This window comes from Flaviflexus salsibiostraticola (assembly GCF_003952265.1).
Lineage (GTDB): Bacteria > Actinomycetota > Actinomycetes > Actinomycetales > Actinomycetaceae > Flaviflexus > Flaviflexus salsibiostraticola.
On sequence record NZ_CP034438.1, the window covers coordinates 1,048,081 to 1,067,533 of the forward strand.

General features: G+C 64.3%; 15 protein-coding genes. 4 read left to right on the forward strand and 11 right to left on the reverse strand.

What is annotated here, in order from left to right; translation table 11 throughout:
- Window positions 1–7: 7 nt before the first annotated feature.
- The 5 genes from EJO69_RS04920 to EJO69_RS04940 form a co-directional block, all read right to left on the reverse strand.
- Window positions 8–1,102, reverse strand: coding sequence for an amidohydrolase family protein (locus EJO69_RS04920; RefSeq protein WP_126039845.1), 1,095 nt, complete (start codon window positions 1,100–1,102; stop codon window positions 8–10).
- The gene (gene ffh, locus EJO69_RS04925; RefSeq protein WP_126039847.1) at window positions 1,099–2,646 is read right to left on the reverse strand and encodes a signal recognition particle protein; all 1,548 of its coding nucleotides are present in this window, start codon (window positions 2,644–2,646) and stop codon (window positions 1,099–1,101) included. Before ffh ends, EJO69_RS04920 begins: the two co-directional genes overlap by 4 nt.
- Window positions 2,647–2,837: 191 nt before the next feature.
- Entirely contained in the window at window positions 2,838–4,019 is a 1,182-nt protein-coding gene (gene ftsY / locus EJO69_RS04930) for a signal recognition particle-docking protein FtsY (RefSeq protein ID WP_211331499.1), read from the reverse strand.
- Window positions 4,020–4,126: 107 nt separating this feature from the next.
- Entirely contained in the window at window positions 4,127–6,688 is a 2,562-nt protein-coding gene (locus EJO69_RS04935; protein ID WP_126039851.1) for a DEAD/DEAH box helicase, read from the reverse strand.
- Window positions 6,689–6,690: 2 nt separating this feature from the next.
- On the reverse strand, window positions 6,691–8,688 hold the full coding sequence (locus EJO69_RS04940) for a site-specific DNA-methyltransferase (protein WP_126039853.1): 1,998 nt from the start codon (window positions 8,686–8,688) through the stop codon (window positions 6,691–6,693).
- A gap of 211 nt (window positions 8,689–8,899) precedes the next feature.
- Between EJO69_RS04940 and tdh the strand changes: the two genes are divergently transcribed.
- Window positions 8,900–9,973, forward strand: a complete 1,074-nt coding sequence (gene tdh / locus EJO69_RS04945) for an L-threonine 3-dehydrogenase (RefSeq protein ID WP_126039855.1) — start codon at window positions 8,900–8,902, stop codon at window positions 9,971–9,973.
- On the forward strand, window positions 9,970–11,157 hold the full coding sequence (locus EJO69_RS04950; protein ID WP_126039857.1) for a glycine C-acetyltransferase: 1,188 nt from the start codon (window positions 9,970–9,972) through the stop codon (window positions 11,155–11,157). Before tdh ends, EJO69_RS04950 begins: the two co-directional genes overlap by 4 nt.
- A gap of 40 nt (window positions 11,158–11,197) precedes the next feature.
- On the opposite strand, the gene EJO69_RS04955 is transcribed toward EJO69_RS04950, so the two are convergent.
- From EJO69_RS04955 to EJO69_RS04970, 4 genes are all read right to left on the reverse strand, one after another.
- Entirely contained in the window at window positions 11,198–11,833 is a 636-nt protein-coding gene (locus EJO69_RS04955; RefSeq protein WP_126042354.1) for a nucleoside/nucleotide kinase family protein, read from the reverse strand.
- A gap of 232 nt (window positions 11,834–12,065) precedes the next feature.
- Complete coding sequence (locus EJO69_RS04960) at window positions 12,066–12,305, reverse strand: thioredoxin family protein (protein WP_126039859.1); 240 nt, start codon at window positions 12,303–12,305, stop codon at window positions 12,066–12,068.
- Between the two features lie 34 nt (window positions 12,306–12,339).
- Window positions 12,340–13,380 (reverse strand): permease, encoded by a 1,041-nt coding sequence (locus tag EJO69_RS04965; RefSeq protein WP_126039861.1) that lies wholly within the window; start codon window positions 13,378–13,380, stop codon window positions 12,340–12,342.
- Window positions 13,380–13,757, reverse strand: a complete 378-nt coding sequence (locus tag EJO69_RS04970; RefSeq protein WP_126039863.1) for an ArsR/SmtB family transcription factor — start codon at window positions 13,755–13,757, stop codon at window positions 13,380–13,382. The genes EJO69_RS04965 and EJO69_RS04970 overlap by 1 nt, the downstream gene beginning before the upstream one ends.
- Before the next feature lie 225 nt (window positions 13,758–13,982).
- On the opposite strand from EJO69_RS04970, the gene EJO69_RS04975 reads away from it, so the two are divergent.
- On the forward strand, window positions 13,983–14,735 hold the full coding sequence (locus EJO69_RS04975) for a metalloregulator ArsR/SmtB family transcription factor (RefSeq protein WP_126039865.1): 753 nt from the start codon (window positions 13,983–13,985) through the stop codon (window positions 14,733–14,735).
- 16 nt (window positions 14,736–14,751) lie between these two features.
- On the forward strand, window positions 14,752–15,366 hold the full coding sequence (locus EJO69_RS04980; protein ID WP_126039867.1) for an arsenate-mycothiol transferase ArsC: 615 nt from the start codon (window positions 14,752–14,754) through the stop codon (window positions 15,364–15,366).
- A 45-nt stretch (window positions 15,367–15,411) separates the two neighbouring features.
- On the opposite strand, the gene EJO69_RS04985 is transcribed toward EJO69_RS04980, so the two are convergent.
- Window positions 15,412–15,645, reverse strand: a complete 234-nt coding sequence (locus EJO69_RS04985) for a hypothetical protein (protein ID WP_126039869.1) — start codon at window positions 15,643–15,645, stop codon at window positions 15,412–15,414.
- 66 nt (window positions 15,646–15,711) lie between these two features.
- Entirely contained in the window at window positions 15,712–19,287 is a 3,576-nt protein-coding gene (gene smc / locus EJO69_RS04990; protein ID WP_126039871.1) for a chromosome segregation protein SMC, read from the reverse strand.
- Window positions 19,288–19,453: the final 166 nt, after the last annotated feature.

Consider the following 19,453-nt stretch of genomic DNA (forward strand, 5'->3'; position numbering starts at 1 on the left):
ACCACGTTCAGTCCGTGGCCTCACTCACGAGCCTGCCGTCACGGATGATGGCAAGGGGGGAATCGAGAACACTCATGTCCGACCTCGGGTCGTCCGAGTAGACGACGACGTCGGCTGCGCTGCCCTCCTCGAGCGCGCTGAAGCCGAGCCTGCGCCTGCCCTCCCAGGAGGCGGCTGCGATGACCGCCGATGCGGGGATGCCCGCGTCGACGCAGGCCTGCAGCTCGCTCGGGAACGTACCGTGGGAGAGCGTGCTGCCAGAATCTGAGCCCATGAGCAGGCTGATTCCGGCATCCGCCATTGCCGCCATGTGCTCGACGCGGTTCTCGTACATCCCCATCATTCGCCTTGCGTACACGGGGTACTTCGCACCCGCCTGCTCGGCGATCGCTGCGAATGTCGCAACCTGGTTCGCCGTGGGGGTGACGAGGATGCCGCGTGCAGCGACCTCCTGCATCTGGTCCGGGGTCATGCCCGTCCCGTGCTCGATGTCGTCCACGCCGGCCTCGAGGAGATCATCGATCGTCTCGGTCGCGAACGTGTGGACGGCGACCTTCGCACCCGCCTCGTGGGCGGCCTGGACGGCGTCGATGAGGATCTCGCGCGGCCAGAGCGGCTCGAGGTCGGCATCGGCGCCCTTCGAGCGTTCGATCCAGTCCCCGACAAGCTTGACCCAGCCGTTGCCGCGCCTCGCCTCCTCGACGATGACGTCCGGCAGCTCGGCCGGCTCGATGTCCCTCGAGACGCCGCGGATGTAGCGCTTCTGCCGTGCGATGTGGGTGCCGCAGTGGATGATGTGGGGCACGTTCGACTCCGCGTCGATCCACGTCATGTCGGCGGGCACACCGAGGTCCCGCACGAGGGTGACTCCCGTCGCGAGGACGGTCGCCGCCTGGGCGAGGGCCTCACTCCGTTCGACGACGATGTCGGCCCCGAGGCCAATGTGGCAGTGGACATCGACGAGGCCCGGCATCGCCACTCCGCGGATGGTGTGGGCGCGGTCCGCGCCCACGGGCCTCGTATAGGTGATGGTGCCGCCGTCGATCCAGGCGTCGGATGCTACTCCGTCGCCGTGCAGAACCGTGCCGGTCAGGTGGATCATCGGAGGAACTTCGCGAGCTCGTCGAGGTTCGGTGCCTCGCCGGAATCCTTGCCGACACCGAAGGCGGAGCCCTTCGGTGCGTTCGCGGCCTTCTGGGCGGCCTCACGCTCCTGCTGAGCGCGCTTCGCCGGGTTGCCGGAGCGGCCCTTCTTCGTGGCCGACTTGCGCTTCTTCGACGCGGCGGGCTGACGCGCCTTCGACCGCTTGCCCATCCCCGGCATCGATCCCATGCCGGGGGCTCCCCCGCCGCGGGACATGTGCTGCATGAGCTTCTTCGCCTGCTCGAACCGGTCCATGAGGGAATTGACCTCCTGGACCGTCGTCCCGGAGCCGGCGGCGATGCGGCGGCGGCGAGAGCCGTCGAGAATCTTCGGCTCGTTGCGCTCCTTCGGAGTCATCGAGCGGATGATCGCCTCGACACGGTCGACCTCACGCTCATCGAAGTTCTCCAGCTGGTCGCGGAACTGGCCCATGCCCGGCATCATGCCGAGCATCTTCTTCATCGATCCCATCTTCCGGATCTGCTGCAGCTGGGCGAGGAAGTCGTTGAGGGTGAAGGAGCCCTCCGCCATCTTCTCGGCGAGGTCCTCGGCCTCCTTCTCGTCATAGGCCTTCTGCGCCTGCTCGATGAGGGTGAGGATGTCGCCCATGTCGAGGATCCTCGACGCCATGCGGTCGGCATGGAAGCGCTCGAAGTCGTCGAGCTTCTCGCCGGTCGACGCGAACATGACGGGCACGCCGGTCACGCCGCGGACCGACAGGGCGGCACCGCCCCTCGCGTCGCCGTCGAGCTTCGACAGGACGACGCCGGTGAAGCCGACACCGTCGCGGAAGGCGATGGAGGTCTGGACGGCGTCCTGACCGATCATCGCGTCAAGGACGAAGAGCGTCTCGTTCGGCCTGACGGCGTCACGGATGTTCCGGGCCTGCTCCATCATCTCCTCGTCGATGCCGAGGCGGCCCGCGGTATCGACGATGACAATGCTGTAGTGGTTGGCCTTCGCGTGCTCGACACCGCTGCGGGCGACGTGGACGGGGTCACCGACACCGTTGCCCGGCTCGGGTGCCCACACGTCGACACCGGCCTGCTGGCCGACGATCTGGAGCTGGTTGACGGCGTTCGGGCGCTGGAGATCGGAGGCGACGAGGAGGACCTTGTTATCCCGTTCGCGCAGCCACTTCCCGAGCTTGCCGGCGAGGGTGGTCTTACCCGCGCCCTGGAGGCCGGCGAGCATGATGACCGTGGGCGGATGCGAGGCGAAGTGCAGCTCTCTCGTGTCGCCGCCGAGGATCTCGACCAGCTCATCATTGACGATCTTGATGACCTGCTGGGCAGGGTTCAGCGCCTGCGACTTGAGCGACTCGGCTGCCTTCTCTCGGACCGCGGCCGTGAACTCGCGGACGACGGGCAGCGCCACGTCCGCTTCGAGCAGGGCGCGGCGGATCTCGCGGATCGTAACGTCGATATCCGACTCTGAGAGCCGGCCCTTCCCTCGCAGCTGCTTGAAAGAGCCGGTTATCCGATCAGAAAGTGATGTGAACACAGTCTTCCTATTCCTTCGACTCCGTCCAGCGTAGCCGTTTGGTTGGTTCATCCACTACCCGAAGGAGCGTGATGTGGGGGGGGTCGATGCGGGCGGCCCGGAGCCGCGACCGTCCACCATTCTACTGCGAGTGGACGGAGGCGATTCGCCGCCTCCGTCCACTGACGTTCGCAGTCCCGCAGGGCGTGGCTTCAGGAGATCAGCGCGTCGACGAAGCCCTCGGGGTCGAACGGTGCGAGATCATCGGCGCCCTCCCCGAGGCCGACGAACTTGACAGGCACACCGAGCGTGCGCTGGACGTTGATGACAATCCCGCCCTTAGCTGTGCCGTCGAGCTTCGTGAGGACGATGCCGGTGATGCCGACAACCTCGGAGAAGATCTTCGCCTGGGACATCGCATTCTGCCCCGTCGTGGCGTCGATGACGAGGAGGACCTCCCGGACGGGGGCCTGCTTCTCCATGACCCGCTTGATTTTGCCGAGCTCATCCATGAGGCTGCCCTTGTTCTGGAGGCGGCCGGCCGTGTCGACGATGACGACGTCGGTCTCGCGGCGGCGGCCCTCAGCGACTGCCTCGAAGGCGACGGACGCGGGATCGGCTCCCTCGATGTCGGAGCGGACGACGTCGACTCCGACTCGCTCACCCCACGTGGCGAGCTGGTCGGCCGCGGCGGCGCGGAAGGTGTCGGCCGCGCCGAGGAGGACCGTGCGATCCTCAGCAACGAGGACGCGTGCGAGCTTGCCGATCGTGGTTGTCTTACCCGTGCCGTTGACGCCGACGACGAGGACGGTCGCGGGGTGCTGGCCGCCGTCTTCGCCGATGCCCGGCGTCGTGTCGAGCGTGCGATCGAGGGAGGGGTCGACGAGCGCGAGGAGCTGCTCGCGCAGGATCTCGCGGACGACAGCCGGATCGGTCGTGCCTCGCACCTTCGTCTGCGTGCGCAGGTTCTCCATGAGCTCATCGCTGGCCTCAAGGCCGACATCGGCGACAAGGAGGGTCTCCTCGATCTCGTCCCAGTCGTCCTCGGTCAGGTCACCGCGGGAGAGGATGGCGAGCAGGGCCTTGCCCATGCCTCCCGAGCGGGCGAGACGGGCACGCAGTCGCTCCATACGCGAGGGGACGGACTCGGGACGTTCGAGCGTCGCCGTGAAGGTTTGTGGATCGACCGGTTCATCGCCGAGCGGGACCTCCTCAGCGGCGACCTCGGCCTCGGCCCGTTCGAGGGCCTCCGCCTCCTCCTCGGTGAGGACCGGGGTGATGGATTCGTCGAGCCGGAACGTGTCGGACTTCTTCTTCCTCGACCCGGCGTACAGGCCGATGCCCACGACAAGGACGAGGACGACGGCGAAAATGATGATGAGAGTTTCTGGCATGGCTTCAGTTTCCCCCATTGCGACCCGTGAGTACACCGGGACGACGTCCTGGTGTCACGAATCGGTGACTCGGTGACAGGTCATGTCGCGTGCGGGATGACGCGCGACTAGTGGGTGTACCTCTTCGTCACTGAGGGGTTAGCCATGATCTTCAGATCAGCCCAGGACTCTGCGGACTTCACATCTGACTCGAAGGCGATGAGATACCCCCAGGACGTGTTGTCGAAGTCTGGGTGGCTGATCAGCTCATTGACGAGGCTGACGGCCGCGTCCTTCTTGCTTTGGACAGTCTCATCGTCCACGCCACGATCGGACTTACCTTCGATGATCCAATGGATGCCCTCGCGGTCGAGTGCAACGAAGTCTGGGTAGTAGTTGTCCCGAGTCGAGTACGCGATCGAGGCGCCGTCACGCCGGTAAAGACGCTTCCACCAGACGATGTCACTGGAGTAGTTCAGCATCAGTGCAAGCAGGTACTCACCGCTCCACGAATCGAATGTTGCGACTGGGAAGAGACCCTTTGACCACTCGCCGTAGAACCCGCGGACCTGGAAAGCGGCCTGCTGGTCCTCCTCGAGAAGCGCGCGTACGTCCTCACCTATAGGAAGTGTGAATGTCTGGTCAATTGGAAGGCGAACCGGACGGATGGTTATCTCAGTCCGAGTGCTGCTCGCATGCTCACGAACTGCCTGAAGGATAAGCGTCTCGAGCTCGCTGACTGCCGAATCCTTCGCCTTCTCCGTCCACTCCGCGATTGGAGACGCTTCCATGAACTCCGGAATGATCCGTTTCTGCAACTGGGCAACGTTCGTCTGGTTCTTCGTCACCTGGCGCAGTCCGAGAACACGACGCGTCAGTTCCCTGACGACATCGTCCTTGTTCACGGGTGCGCTGGCGACCTGAGCATCCTCGATACGTTCTGTCTTGAGCGACGAGTCGCTTTCGGATGCAACGAGCTTCTGCCGCTGAAGCACCTCACCTGTATCCCGCACCCGCCTTGCTGCTGCTTGGATGGCATGGTCATGCACCTCGGACAGCCGGAAGGGCGCAATCGTCTCTTCCATGGTTGATGTGGGAAACAGGAAGGTGGTCCCTTCGAATGCCGGGTTGATACGGATTTCGAGCGGTTCAACCGGGGGTGCCAATTCGATCTCTTCGCTATCCTCAAGCTCCACGGCCTTGATAGTCACAACCGTATCCCCAGCTTCAAGCTCAGCTCCTCCATCGAGTCGAAGATCCGGCTCACTCTCACTCCAGGCACGCTTCTCGGCCGCCATGTCTCGTTCAGCCGACGATGGCACGTAATCAGTTCCCTTCGGTTGGGGCTGGGCATGGGCAGCCAATTCCTCGCCGGACAGCTCACCGTCGACAGCCTCATCCAAACCAAAAGTCTTAAGGATGTTCTCGTCATCGAGCAGCTCCGCGAACGATGTATGGGCGAGAATATCGAGCTGATCGATCGTAGGAACTCCAGTTCTCGTGCCGAAGGGCAGTCGCAACCCGCGGCCCATCGTCTGTTGGGTCAGGACTTCGGAGGCCATTGCTCTGAGCGTGCACATGACCGCAATACGCTTCGTGTCCCATCCCTCCTTGAGCTTGTCGACGGAGACGACGACTCGAATAGGCGAATCCGGACTGTCCAGCCCGTCGAGCATCTTCCGCGTCTCTTCGCCATCGTGCTGATTGTCGACCTGGAGGACTGACATTTCCGAGGCATAGCCAGGACCACGAAGAAGCTCCGCGGTCTGCGTCGCGTGCTCGACGTTTGCGCACACGACGAAGAGGGCAGGCTTCGTCTCTGGAGCGTCCGGGTGATCGTTCCGGAAGGCAGCGTACGCAGCCTCCTTATTGCGGAGAAGTGACATCGCATCCCTCAGCTGGCGCTCTTCGGCCTGCTCGCCGTGGTAGCCCGACTTGCGATAAACGAGCACTGGAGTCTTGACGAAACCGTCGCTGATCGCCCGGTGGAGCGGGTAGCGGTAGATGACGTTGTCTCCACGGGAAGCTGATGCAGTCAGCCCAATGGTCGCCGCGGGCGTAAGGTCCCTCAGCGCCTGATTGAACGCCTTCGCACTCGCTCCATAGAGGTGGGACTCGTCGGCGATGACGACGAGATCATCCAGCTCCCGCAGAAACTCGTACAGCGAACCGGCATCCTCCTGGAACTTTCTGATTTTCGTGCGCTGGGCATCCATCGTCGCACCGGTCGAGCTCGTCGTTGACCTTGGGGCGACGAGCTGGTGCACGTTGAAGATGTAGACCATGGACGGGTCTGAGGCGCTCTCAAAGAAGTTCCCCGCCTGCCGCACCCGCCACGCATCGTATGACTGCGGGCTGACGACCTCGGGGTGGACCGCAAACCCACGAACATAGCGATCGAAACCGAATGAGAAGTTCTGAACCGTCTTGTTCTGCACAACGAGCGAAGGCGTGACGATCATGACGTTATGGATGCCATGGCGCCGGAAGTACTCAATTGCCGCCGCCATGAGGTAGGTCTTGCCTGCCCCGGTTGCCATGTTCATGACAAGCGGGTCCAGCGGATCGAAATCGCCGGTCAGCTGGAAGATCAGCTGCCGCAGTCCCTCCTTGTTCGGTGCGCGCAGGTCAAACTCTTTGGCGATCTGGTCGATCATTCCCTGGTCAAGCGAAATCGGAAGCGTGGCCATCGTCAGTCCTCCTCCGAATAGCTGAAGATGTCATCGGGAATATGCACCGCACGACAACCCTGCCCCAGTGAGCGGATGTACTGACGCACGCCATCCTCAATCTCTGTGGCTGCAATCGTGAGTCCTTCGTCGGCGTCCAGGTGCGCGACGAGATCATCAACCTTCCGCCGGTCGAGCCGCCCCTCGACGACAGCGAGTCGCATCGACCCGCGCACACCCTGGAAGTGAGGATGCTCCGGAGTCAGGCGGAAGTTCAGATTCGCAGCAATCGAGTTGATCAGAACCTCACCGGTCGCGGCCGCCGTCAGCACGACAAGTCCAACCTCAGGGTCGTAGTCAAAGCAACTTGGTGAAAGACGCGCCGTTCTGAACGCTCCTCCTCCACGCCAGTTGATCGCATCCGGATACTTCCTGGTCTTCACACGCGCCTTCAGAGCACGAATATCCTCTGAACTCTTGAGCTCATCGGAATCTCGGATCGCCTTATTCAAGAGAGATGTCAGCTTCTGTGCCTCTTCAGCCGTGAGGCCCTCAGGCAAACCTTCCTCTGTCGCATCGACTCTCTCCCCGGCCGTGACAGTGATTCCGCCGGGGTCCTCACCTCTCACAACCTTCTCCAGCCTCAGTTGCGTGAAACGCCTCAAGGTATCTTGCACCAACTCACACGTGATCCACCGGCGGCCCGTCTTCTGTGCGACAGCAGCCGTAGTTCCTGATCCGGCGAAGACATCGAGAATGATATCGCCCGGCTCTGTGGCGATATGGATAATTCTCTCAAGAAGCCGCTCAGGCTTTGGCGTGGAGAAGGGAATCTCGTCCGGGAATAACGCCTTGATTTCCGATTTCGCCGTGCGATTATGCCCGACCTCCGTGTTTGGCCACCATGTCCGAGGAGGTTGACCCTGCGCGGGCGGATACGCCTTGCGTCCGATGCCACCGGTCCCCCCTTGGCCTCGCAGAACTAGAGTTGGCCAATCGCCGTCGGCAAGACGCTTTCGAGCTGCGAGCCTGGCTTCGTCCAACGGAATACCCAAGACAATTGCCGGCACGTCCTTTCGCACTTCCTCAAGAGCAACTCCACATCGACGCGCGCGTTCTTCGGCGTCGTCGATCTGTCTAAGCTCGTACGGCGCCCAGCCGCGCATGATGTCGAGAACATCGGTTTGCCCAAACGTCCAGTGTCGGCCGGGTGCAGGGTAAACTAAGTGCCCAGTTATTGGATGCTGTATCGCGTAGACCATTCCCTGGTGCGTTGATGCACCTGGGGCAGTTGGGTCCCCATCCCACCATGCCCCGAGCTGGTCATTGTCTGGATTGGAGAATCTGGCGTTTTCTACCGCAGTCCGCTCCATCCTCTTAAGCCTTGTCGAAACAGAACGGCCATAGACCATTATCACGTCGTGATCTGAGGAGAAGCCTCTCGCGTCCGAACGAGGAGAATCGGCCTTTTGCCATACGACTTCCGCTTTGAAATTCTCTGCCCCAAACACTTCGTCCATCAAGACTCGCATCCGATGGTTTTCAACGTCGTCCAGATGCACCCAGATCGACCCCTCATCCGAGAGCAGCCTTCGCAGGTGGATGAGACGGTCCCGCATCATCGTCAGCCAGATGGAGTGCTCGAGATTGTCTTCGTAGTTGGCGAAAGTCTGGGCAGTGTTAAAGGGCGGATCGATGTAGATGCACTTAACCTTGCCAACGTACTTCTCTGCGAGTTCAGGAACTCTGGTCAGGGCTTCCAGGACATCGCCCGACTCTCCGAGAATTAGAAGGTTGTCATCCGTCGGTTCGAGGTCGGCTCGGTCGGAATACGTCCTGCCCTCCTCTTTAGGGGCCTGAGTGCCCACAACCGCCTCACCATAGATAAGAGTATGAGTTTCGCAGTACCGGGGATCCCGCGGGTCGACCCAGGTGTAGCCGTACTTTCCGGTTTCTGTTGGGATGAGCGCCTTGTCCTTGTTGAACCAAGTCAGCTCGAGCTTCTGCGGTCTTCTACCCAACTGGATCTCCTTTGATGTTCACTGCCATCTGGACTTTATCAACTGCATCGGCCAGATTCCGGCGGACCCTTTCCCCTGATCCCCCCGAGGTCAATCTCAAGTCGCACGCAAGAACGTCGCGGCCTCTACGCAGCGCTAGGCGTGTTCGCTCCCCCGCGAAGATCCCGCCCCTTTCCCGCTAGTGTGGTCCCATCGCTACAAGGAGGTAGGTATGCGTGCTCTCATCAAGCCGGCCAGCGGGCCCGGCTTGGAGCTGACAGATGTTCCCGAACCCTCGCCCGGAACCGGCGAGGTCAAGATCAAGGTTCAATGGGCGGGGCTGTGCGGCACCGACCTCCACATCCTGTCCTGGGACGATTTCGCCGCTGAGCACGTCTCCCCCGGACAGATCATCGGACATGAATTCTTCGGTGAGATCGTCGAGCTCGGCGACGGAGTCGAGCAGGATGATCGCGCCGATGTCCTTCGGGTCGGCGACCTCGTCTCCGTCGAGGGTCATGTCGTATGCGGCCGGTGCCGCAATTGCCGCGGCGGGCGCCACCACATGTGCATCCGCACCTCCTCGATCGGTGTCGATCGGGACGGCGCCTTCGCCGAATACGTGACCGTGCCCGCACACAATGTCTGGGTGCAGCCCCCGGAGATCGATCCCGAGCTGGGTGCGATCTTCGACCCGTTCGGCAACGCCGTCCACACGGCTTTCCAATATCCGCTCACCGGCGAGGACGTTATCATCACCGGGGCGGGCCCGATCGGCATCATGTCCGCCCTCATCGCCCGGCACTCCGGTGCGCGCCATGTCGTCCTCACCGACATCGCCGAACCCCGACTGGAGCTCGCCCGGAGGGCATTCGAGGACTACGGGGCCGTCGAGCTCGTCAATCCTGCCGAGGAGAGCCTCGCATCGGTACAGGAGCGGCTTGGCATGAGGGAGGGCTTCGATGTGGCGTTCGAGATGTCGGGCAGCCCGAGGGCGATGGCCTCCATCATCGACAGCCTCACCCACGGCGGGAAGATCGCCATGCTCGGCCTGCCCGCCTCGCCGTACGAGATCGACTGGAATCGGGTCATCACCCGCATGTTCACGATCAAGGGCGTGTATGGCCGGCAGATGTTCGACACGTGGTACACGGCGACGACGATCCTCCTCTCCTCGGAGCCGCTGCGCGAAGCGCTCCGCACCCTCATCACCCACAGATTCCCCGCGGCCGAATGGGAGCGGGCCTTCGAGGCAGCCGCATCCGGCTCCGCAGGCAAAGTCCTCATCGATTGGAGAAACGCATGATGAATTTCGGTGACCAGCTGAGAGACGAGCTGGACCAGATCGAGGCAGCCGGCCTGACGAAGCGCGAGCGGCTCCTCACCTCACCGCAGGGCGCCCACATCATGACCATCCAGGGACCTGCCCTCAACTTCTGTGCCAACAACTATCTCGGCCTCGCCAACCACCCCGACGTCGTCGCCGCCGCCCATCGCGGCCTCGACGCAATGGGATTCGGCACGGCCTCGGTTCGCTTCATCTGCGGCACCCACGCCGAGCATCGCGAGCTGGAGAAGGAGATCGCCGACGTCGTCGGAATGGAGGATGCGATCCTCTTCCCGTCGGCCTTCGACGCGAACGGGGCCCTGTTCGAGGTGCTCCTCACCGACGAGGATGCCGTCATCTCCGACTCCCTCAACCACGCCTCGATCATCGACGGTGTCCGCCTGTCGAAGGCGAAGAGATTCCGGTACGAGAACAGGAACATGGAGGAGCTGGAGCAGCGCCTCCAGGACGCCCAGGGCTCCCGCCGCATCCTCATCGTCACGGACGGCGTCTTCTCCATGGACGGCTACTTCGCACCGCTCGAGCAGATCACCGCGCTCGCTGAGCAGTACGGCGCCGTCGTCGCAGTCGACGACTCTCACGCGACCGGCCTCATCGGCCCCTGCGGCGCGGGCACGCCCGCGCGTGCCGGTCTGACCGATCGGGTCGACATCATCACCGGCACGCTCGGCAAGGCGCTCGGCGGAGCCTCCGGCGGTTTCGTCGCGAGTACGGCCGAGGTCGTCGCCCTGCTCAAGCAGCGCGGCCGTCCCTATCTCTTCTCGAACGCGGTGGCGCCATCCCTCGTTGCAGGCGCACGGACGGCTCTTCGCATCGCCCGCGAGGGCGATGATCTGCGCGAGCGTCTTGCGGAGAACGCCGAGCATTTCCGTGCCCGGATGACGGAGGCTGGCTTCGACCTGCTCCCGGGATCGCACCCGATCGTCGCCGTCATGTTCCCCGGCGAGGACGGTGCGCGGCAGGCGAGCGCGATTGCGGAGGACATGCTCAAGCTCGGCGTCTATGTCATCGCGTTCTCGTACCCGGTCGTGCCCACGGGTCGGGCCCGCATCCGCGTCCAGCTCTCCGCAGCCCACTCGACAGCCGATGTCGATGCGTGCGTCGATGCCTTCATCGCCTCCCGCGACCGGGTGGCCGGCTGATTAGAGTGCTGGCCGGACAGTCGTGCCCGGTTGCTCCCCCTCAGTCGAGGGTGATGATCCTGTCGGCGCGGTCCCGATGCTGGGCGACCAGCTCGGCATTGGCCTGATCGGGACCCAAGGTCCACGCGCGCGCCCGCTCGGGATCTTTGCCCGACTCGATGTGCCGCGCGATGAGACGCTCGACCCGTATCTCCTCGGGCACCTCGACGTACCAGACCTCGTCGAGCAGTCCCCGGACGCTGGACCACAGCCCTTCGTCGAGGAGCAGGTAGTTACCTTCGGTGATGACGAGAGGAGTGTCGGCGGGGACGCGGATCGCGCCCGCGATCGAGTGGCCGATTCCTCGCTGATACTCGGGCGCGTAGATGTCACCCGGTTCGTTTCTGATCCGCCAGAGCATGGCCATGTAACCGTGCACGTCGAACGTGTCGGGCGCACCCTTGCGGTCGCGCCGACCCAGCCTGAGGAGCTCATCATTGGTCAGATGGAACCCGTCCATACCCGCGACAACCGCCCGGCCGTCGAGCGCAGCGACGAGCCTGCCTGAGAGGGTCGACTTGCCGGCTCCGGGGGCACCAGTGATGCCGAGAATCGATCGGTTCGAAGCCATTTCCTCGGCAAGCTGGACAAGCTCCGACAACCCCTCACCGGTACGGAAATCAACGTGCTCCGGCATCTGCCCCTCCGTTTCTCTGGTATCGACCGGACCATTATCCCATTGAGAGATGGGAAGAGAGGGCGCGTCGGGAGCGTCAGCGATTCGCATTGTCAGATGCGAATCGCCACCGCCCGAAGGTCTGCCTCAGGACACCGCTGGCCTGGAATCGAGCACGTTGGGGCGGCTCGACCTTGCAGGGCGAAACGAGAAAGTTCCCTGCTCCCGAGGGGGCAGGGAACTCTCGGAGAGGTCAGGCGAGTTCCGTCAGGAGCTCCTTGATCTCTGCCGCCTTCGGGACACGGCCGGAGACGAGAACTTTCTCGTCCACCACGAGGCCCGGTGTCGACATAATGCCGTACGAGGCAATCTCGGAGTAGTCGGTGACCTTCGTGATCTCCGCCTCGAGGTTCATCTCGTCGAGGGCCGCCCTCGCGTTCTTCTCGAGATTGACGCAGTTCTTGCAGCCTGGGCCGAGGACTTTGATGTGCATGATGATCCTTTCGATCAGTTGGTTGGTTTGATAGTCAGACGAACATGTTGAAGGCAAAGCCGATCACCATGATGGCGAGGCTGACCGATCCGAAGAAGATGACGAGCAGCCTCGGCTTGAGGACCTGCTTGAGCAGGATGAACTCGGGCAGAGACAGCGCGACCGTCGCCATCATGAATGAGAAGACCGTGCCGAGCGCCATTCCCTTATCCCACAGCGCCTCGGCAATGGGAATGACGCCTGCGGCATTGGCGTAGAGAGGTGCCCCGGCGAATGTGGCAAGAACGACCGCGAACGGATTGTCAGGTCCGGCGTGTTCCGCGAAGAAGTCGGTCGGCACCCAGCCGTGGATACCTGCACCGATTCCGACGCCGAGGATGACCCACTTCCATACTCGACCGAAGATGTCCGCGGTCTCTTCCTTGGCGGCGTCGACTCGCTCGCGCAGGGTCGGCTTCGCCCCGTCGACACCCAAGCGGCCAACGGGAGAGTTGAAGACGAATGGCTCCACCCAGCGGTCCAGATCGAATCTGCTGAGCACGGCGCCGATCACGACTGCGGCAGTGAGTCCTGCGGCAATGTAGGCGATCGTGTTCGCGAGCCCGAACGTGTCGGCCAAGAGCACCACGGCGACCTCGTTGACCAAGGGCGACGCAATGAGGAACGTGAGTGTCACTGCCAGGGGAATTCCTGCGCCGACGAATCCGATGAAGAGGGGGATGGAGCTGCAGGAGCAGAAGGGAGTCGCAGCCCCGAAGATCGCCGCGAGCAGAAGCGCCGCCCACAGGGGCTTGCTCTCGAGGAATGCTCGGATGCGCTCCGGTCGAAGCGTTGTCCGCAGCAGTCCGATCGCAAAGATCATTCCCGCGAGGAGGAGGAAGATCTTCGCGACGTCATAGAAGAAGAAATGGAACGCGCCTACAGTCCGGTCGTCCAAATCCAGGCCGAGCCACTGGGCGAAGATGACGTCCCAGAGAACCTCGTTCAGGGCGTAGAGGCCTACCCAAGCGGCGGTGCCGAGCGCGAGACGAGCTGCGAGGCGGCGGCCGGTGACAGCGCTCGTGGTCGTTGCCATCAGCGACTCACCCCACCCTGGGGACTGTTGACGACCTGCTCCGAAGAGCAGGCGGAATCGCTTTCGTCAGCAGAATTCACAGGCAGCGCGGCGATCAGGGTGTCGTAGACGCCCGGCGCAAGAGCGTAGTCCATCCAGCGACCTCGTCGCGTCGCCGTCACCAGGTTCGCGTCGCGCAGGACCTTGAGGTGGTAGCTGAGTAGATTCGGCGCTACGTCCAGGGCTTCCTGGAGGTCACAGACACATTCGTCCTTCAGGCTGAGGCGTCGGAGGACCGACCATCGCACGGGATCAGAGATCGCGCTGAGGATCCGCAGGGAGTCCTCCATCGCATGAGGGGGATCCCGCCTCATTTCAACCACGATTGAATCAGTCATGTTTGAACAGTAGACCTGGACCGGCCGCCCGTGAGGGGACGAAAGGCCTGGGCATTGTCGGGCTCGTACGGCCCGGTCCAGACCCCTCGTGAGCGGGCACGGACAGCGTTGGCCAGCGGATGCATCGCCTCCAAGAGAGCAGCGCGGCGGCGCCGCCGACGATGGCTCACACCATGTCCGAATTACGCATCGACAAATATCGATACGTTGTTCTATCATCGAGCCATGACCTGTAAACCTGAGCTGTACACCGCTCCGGCGGTGGCGGACAGCGACGCTGCGCGGCCGCTCGCCGAGATCTTCAAAGCTCTCGGCGATGTCACTCGCCTTCAGCTTGCGCTCTTCGTTCACAGCTCTGCCCCGTCACCCGTCTGCGCCAGTTACATCCCCGAAGCCTTCGGAATCTCGCAGTCCACCGTCTCGCACCACCTCGCGAAACTGGTCGATGCGGGGATCCTCGGCAGGGAGAGGCACGGCAAGTGGAGCTATTACTCCATCTCCCCCTCGTTCGATACGAACCTTCTCGATCTCGCCCACACCCTCGTGGGTCACGAACACCAGGAGTCACCCATGACCGATAAGCCGACCACGATCCTCTTCGCCTGCCGCAAGAACGCCGGACGCTCGCAGATCGCGGCCGCAATCGCGCAGTCGCTCGCACCTGAGCATGTGACAATTCTGTCCGCCGGAACAGAGCCCGCCTCCGAAGCCCATCCCGAAGCCGTCGCCGTCCTCGAGGAGATCGGCCTCAAGCCGACCTCCACCCCCTCCAAACTCGATCCCGCCGACGTCAAGGCTTCCGACTGGGTCATCACCATGGGGTGCGGCGAGAGCTGCCCGATCTTCCCGGGTACTCGCTACGAGGACTGGCCGATCGACGATCCTGCGGATCAGCCGATCGAGACGGTCCGCAGAATCCGCGATGACATCCGAGCCCGCGTCGAGGATCTCCTCGAGCGAGCTCTGGTCACGGCCTGACACGGTCGGACACGACATGACAGAGGAGCGCCCCGGCTTCGTCACCGGCATCATCGACGACCTCACCTATGTCTACAGCGATAGCTTCTCCCCACAGGAGGTGCAGGAGACCGTCATCGGCGTCTGGAACCGAGCGAAGGACGCGCCAATCGCCCTTCACCTGCCAGTTCTGATCCGCAGCCGCTCACGGGAGCTTCTGATTGCCCGCGCACAGGCAGAGGGTCGAATCCCGAAGAGGATTCCCGAGATTCTCTTCATCTGCGTCCGCAACGAGGGCAGATCCCAGCTGGCCGCGGCGCTCGCCGAGCACCTCTCGGGACACCGGGTCCACGTCCGGTCAGCTGGCACCCACCCGACGGGAGAGGTCAGCCCGATCACCGTCCAGGCGCTTGCCGAGCGGGGCATCTCGCTCGATGCTCCGTACCCCAAGCCCGTGCACACGAGCGTGGTCGATGCGGCTGATGTCGTTGTCACCATGGGGGTCAGGCAGGATGAGGCGGCCTTCCCTGGGAAACGCTACGAACACTGGGATGTCCCAGACCCCGCGGGTCAGCCGATTGAGGCCGTGCGGGACATTCGGGATGACCTTCAGGCTCGGGTGACGAGGCTCCTCCGGGAGATCCTCGACTGACGACGCATCAAGATCGTCCACTGTGCCTCCCACCGGGAGGCACAGTCAGCTCAGGCGCTTCCTGTCATCTGGAGTGAAGAAGTCGCCGAGCGAGACGTCGTCGATGCTGTCCTCGAGGCTGCCGAGCTCCTTGTTGCGGAAAGCCGTGTAGGACTCCTGGACGAAGCTGCGCGACTCATCCCACACCTGCGCCGCGTCGGGGTCGCGGCGCACGAGCATGACGACCGCGACGATGAGAGCGGCGAGGCCGAAAGCGGCCATGATCATTCCAAGGGTCACGGTCCTAGTATGGCCGTGACCTCGGGTTTTATCGACCTGGGGACGCGCCGAGTGACCAAATTGTCATCAAACTGCCTCATTGGGCCGCAGATCCTTCAAACGCTGTGAGATGACGGTCGAGACGCCGTGCTCCCGCATCGCCACCCCGTAGATGGTGTCGGCGATCTCCATCGTCCGCTTCTGATGGGTGATGACGATGAGCTGCGAGGAGTCCTGCAGCTCCTTGAACATCGTCAGCATCCGGCCGAGGTTGATGTCGTCGAGTGCGGCCTCGACTTCATCGAGGACGTAGAACGGCGACGGTCGGGCTTTGAAGATGGCGACGAGGAACGCCAGCGCCGTGAGCGACCGCTCGCCACCCGAGAGGAGCGACAGTCTTTTCACCCGCTTGCCGGGAGGTCTCGCCTCAATCTCGAGTCCGGCCGTCAGCGGATCATCGCCCGTGAGAACGAGTCTGCCCTCCCCGCCGGGGAAGAGCGTGCTGAACACGTGGACGAATGCCTCCTGGACATCTCGGTAGGCGTCCGTCAGCACGGACTGCACCCGCTCATCGATGTCGGCGACGATCTGGATGAGGTCGGCCTTCGACCTGCGCAGGTCATCGAGCTGGTCCGACAGATAGGTATGCCGCTCCTCCAAGGCCGCGTGCTCCTCGAGGGCGAGAGGGTTGATCCTGCCGAGCCGGGCCAGCTTCTTCTGCGCCTGGTCGAGCCGCTTCTGCTGCTCCTCGCGCACGTACGGCACAGAGCCCTCGTCGGTCGGAACATCGACGAGGGGGCCGAACTCGGCCACGAGCTCATCGGCGCCCATGCTGAGGTCGGCGCGTGCCCGCTCCTCGAGCTGGTCGAGGCGGATCCGCTGTTCGGCGCGAGCCACATCGCGCCTGTTCACCGCATCATCCACCTCGGCGATGCGGGCATCGACCTCATCGAGTCGCCTGCGCGCCTCGATGAGGGCCGCGTCCCGGTCCGCACGGCCGGACTCCGCCTCCCGGCGCAGCCGTGCCGCCGTATCTCGAGCGGATTCGACCCGCTCGAGCGTGCGTCCCGCGAGTTCGGCGACCTGGAGTGCGATGCGGGCGTGGTGGGCGCGTCGGGTCTGGCGGCGCTGCTCCTCGATGAGCCGCGCCTCCTCGGCGCGAGCATGGCGCTCAAGCGCATCGGCCTTGCCGGAGATGACGGAGACGCGCTCCTGGGCGATCCTAAGCGCGAGGCGTCCTTCCGTCTCGCCGGATCGGGCCGCGACCGTCTCGGCGTGGCGCGCGGTCTTCCTCTCCTGGGCGTGGGCGAGCCGCTCCTCGAGCTCCTTCGGGTCCGTGTCCTGTGCCTTCTGGTCCGCCTCGAGGGAGGCGAGCTCCTCCCTCCGGGACGCAAGCTCGAGAGCGATCTTCTCGAGCCGCGCCGTATTCCTCTCAACCTCGGCGCGCGCCGCGGTGAGCGACTGGCGCAGCACGCCAAGCTCGGCTGTGGACGCCGCCAGCTGCGAATCCCTCGCGTGCATCTCAGCCCTCGCAGCCGCCGCCCGGCCCTCAATGTCATCGAGGTCGGCCTGGGACTTCGCGACCCGGACCCCTGCCGCGGCAAGATCCTTGACGGCCGTCTCCGCCTCGGCGCGGGCGGCGCGTGCCGCGGCCTGTCGGGCGAGGATCGACGCCTCGGCGACTGCGCCGCCGCTCGCGGCATCCGGCCCGATCGAGTCCCCATCACGGGTGACGACCCGCGGTGCGCCGGCGGCGACGAGCCTGCCCGCGAGGGTGAGATCAGCGGCGAGAATAGTGCCCGCGAGCGCGCGGTCGAGCCCCGGCCATCCCGTCACCGCGTCGGACGCGAGTACGGCGTCACCCTCGTCGATGCCGACGGACGCAAGGGCGGCCCGCGCAGCGTCATCGAGGGTGCGGTCGGAGGCCCCGACTGTCTGGTCGGCGCCCTGTCCTGCGGTGGTCCTGACAGCGATGACGACGCGGCCGCTCTCGCCGTCGCGGACGTGGCGGATGGCGGCGATGGCGGCATCGACGTCCTCGGCGGTCAGGGCCTTGGCGGTGTCGCCCAGCGCCGCCTCGGCGGCCGCCTCCCATCCTTCCGCCACGTCGAGGGATTCACGGAGCCAACCGGTGATGCCTGGAACACTGTCGAGCACGCCGGCCGACCCGTCCTCGGGTTCGAGGGAGAGCATGAGGGTCTCAGCACGGGTCTGGGAGATGTCGCGCCTACCCCTGGCCTCCGACTGCTCGTCGCGGGCCTCGGCGAGTGCCTGCTTGGCGGCGGCAAGCATCCCCGCGAGCTCCTCGTAATCCTTCGACAGCTCGTCGTTTCCGCCGTCGTGGGCGACGATCGCCTCCTCGGCGGCGGCGACCTTCGCCTGGGCGTCGGCCTCCCGCTCGAGTGCCGACTGGCGCGCTGATTCGACGCGATCCTTCTCCTCGGTGAGGGATTCGACCCGGGAGGCTGCGGTGACGATGCGGCCGGACAGCCGGGCCGCGTCCTCCCTCCGATCGGCGATCGCACGGGACAGCGCGGAGATCTCCCTATCGAGCTCACGCTCGACGTCCTCGGCCTTCGCACGCCTGTCGACCGCCTCCTGAAGTGCGTGTTCGGCGCGCTCCTTCGCGTGCTGGAGGTCTGTCTCGTCGGCTCGGATGGAGGCGGCGCGGGAGCGGAGCTCCTCCGGGCTCTCCCTGCGCTGGGATTCGGGTTGGACGGAGAGCGCGCGTGCGCGCTCCCCCGCAAGGCTGACGAGCGACGTGAAGCGCTCAGCCTGCGTCGACAGACGCTGCCATGACTCGGTGAGGTCGGCGATGACGGGATTCGCTTTCGCCCTCTGCTCCTCGAGCTTGGCGACCTCGTCTCGCACGGCGCTGCGCTGGGCCGCGAGTGTCTCACGCTCTGCCCGCAGCCTCGACTCGTCCTCGACTGCCGCGCTGAGGCGAGCCTGGACCTGGGCGATATCGTCGGCGAGCAGGCGGGCCTGCGCGTCGCGCACCTCGGCCTGGATGACCTGGGCGCTGCGGGCGGCCTGTGCCTGGCGTGCGAGGGGGCCGAGTTGCCTGCGCAGCTCGGCTGTGAGATCGGAGAGCCTGTTGAGGTTGCCCGTCATCGACTCGAGCTTGCGGAGCGCCTTCTCCTTGCGCCGGCGATGCTTGAGAACGCCGGCGGCCTCTTCGATGAAGGAGCGGCGCTCCTCAGGGGTCGCCTGGAGGACGGCATCGAGCCTGCCCTGGCCGACGATGACGTGCATCTCCCGCCCCATGCCGGTGTCGGAGAGGAGCTCTTGGATGTCAAGCAGGCGGACCGGTGAGCCGTTGATCGCGTACTCGGACCCGCCCGAGCGGAACAGGGTGCGGGAGATCGTCACCTCGGTATAGGAGATCGGCAGCGCCCCATCCGAATTGTCGATGGTGAGCGAGACTTCGGCCCGGCCGAGGGCGGGGCGGTTCGCTGTGCCGGCGAAGATGACATCGGCCATGGAGCCGCCGCGGAGCGTCTTCGCCACCTGCTCACCCATGACCCACGCAAGGGCATCGACCACGTTCGACTTTCCCGACCCATTCGGGCCGACGACACAGTTGATGCCGGGCTCAAAGGTCAGTGTCGTCGCGGTCGCAAAGGACTTGAAACCGCGAAGAGTCAGCTGTTTGAGATGCACGCGTCCAAGGATATGCCAGAACTGGGGCGCGGGCGGGTTGATGGCTCGGCCGGTCACGTCCCTGCTTGTGGCTGGCGCCCGCCGCTCCGCCTGCTCGCAGCAGTGGACGCTCATGCGCGTCTCAGGAGGCCCTGCTCCCATATCGGCCATGCCCGCGCTCAAGATA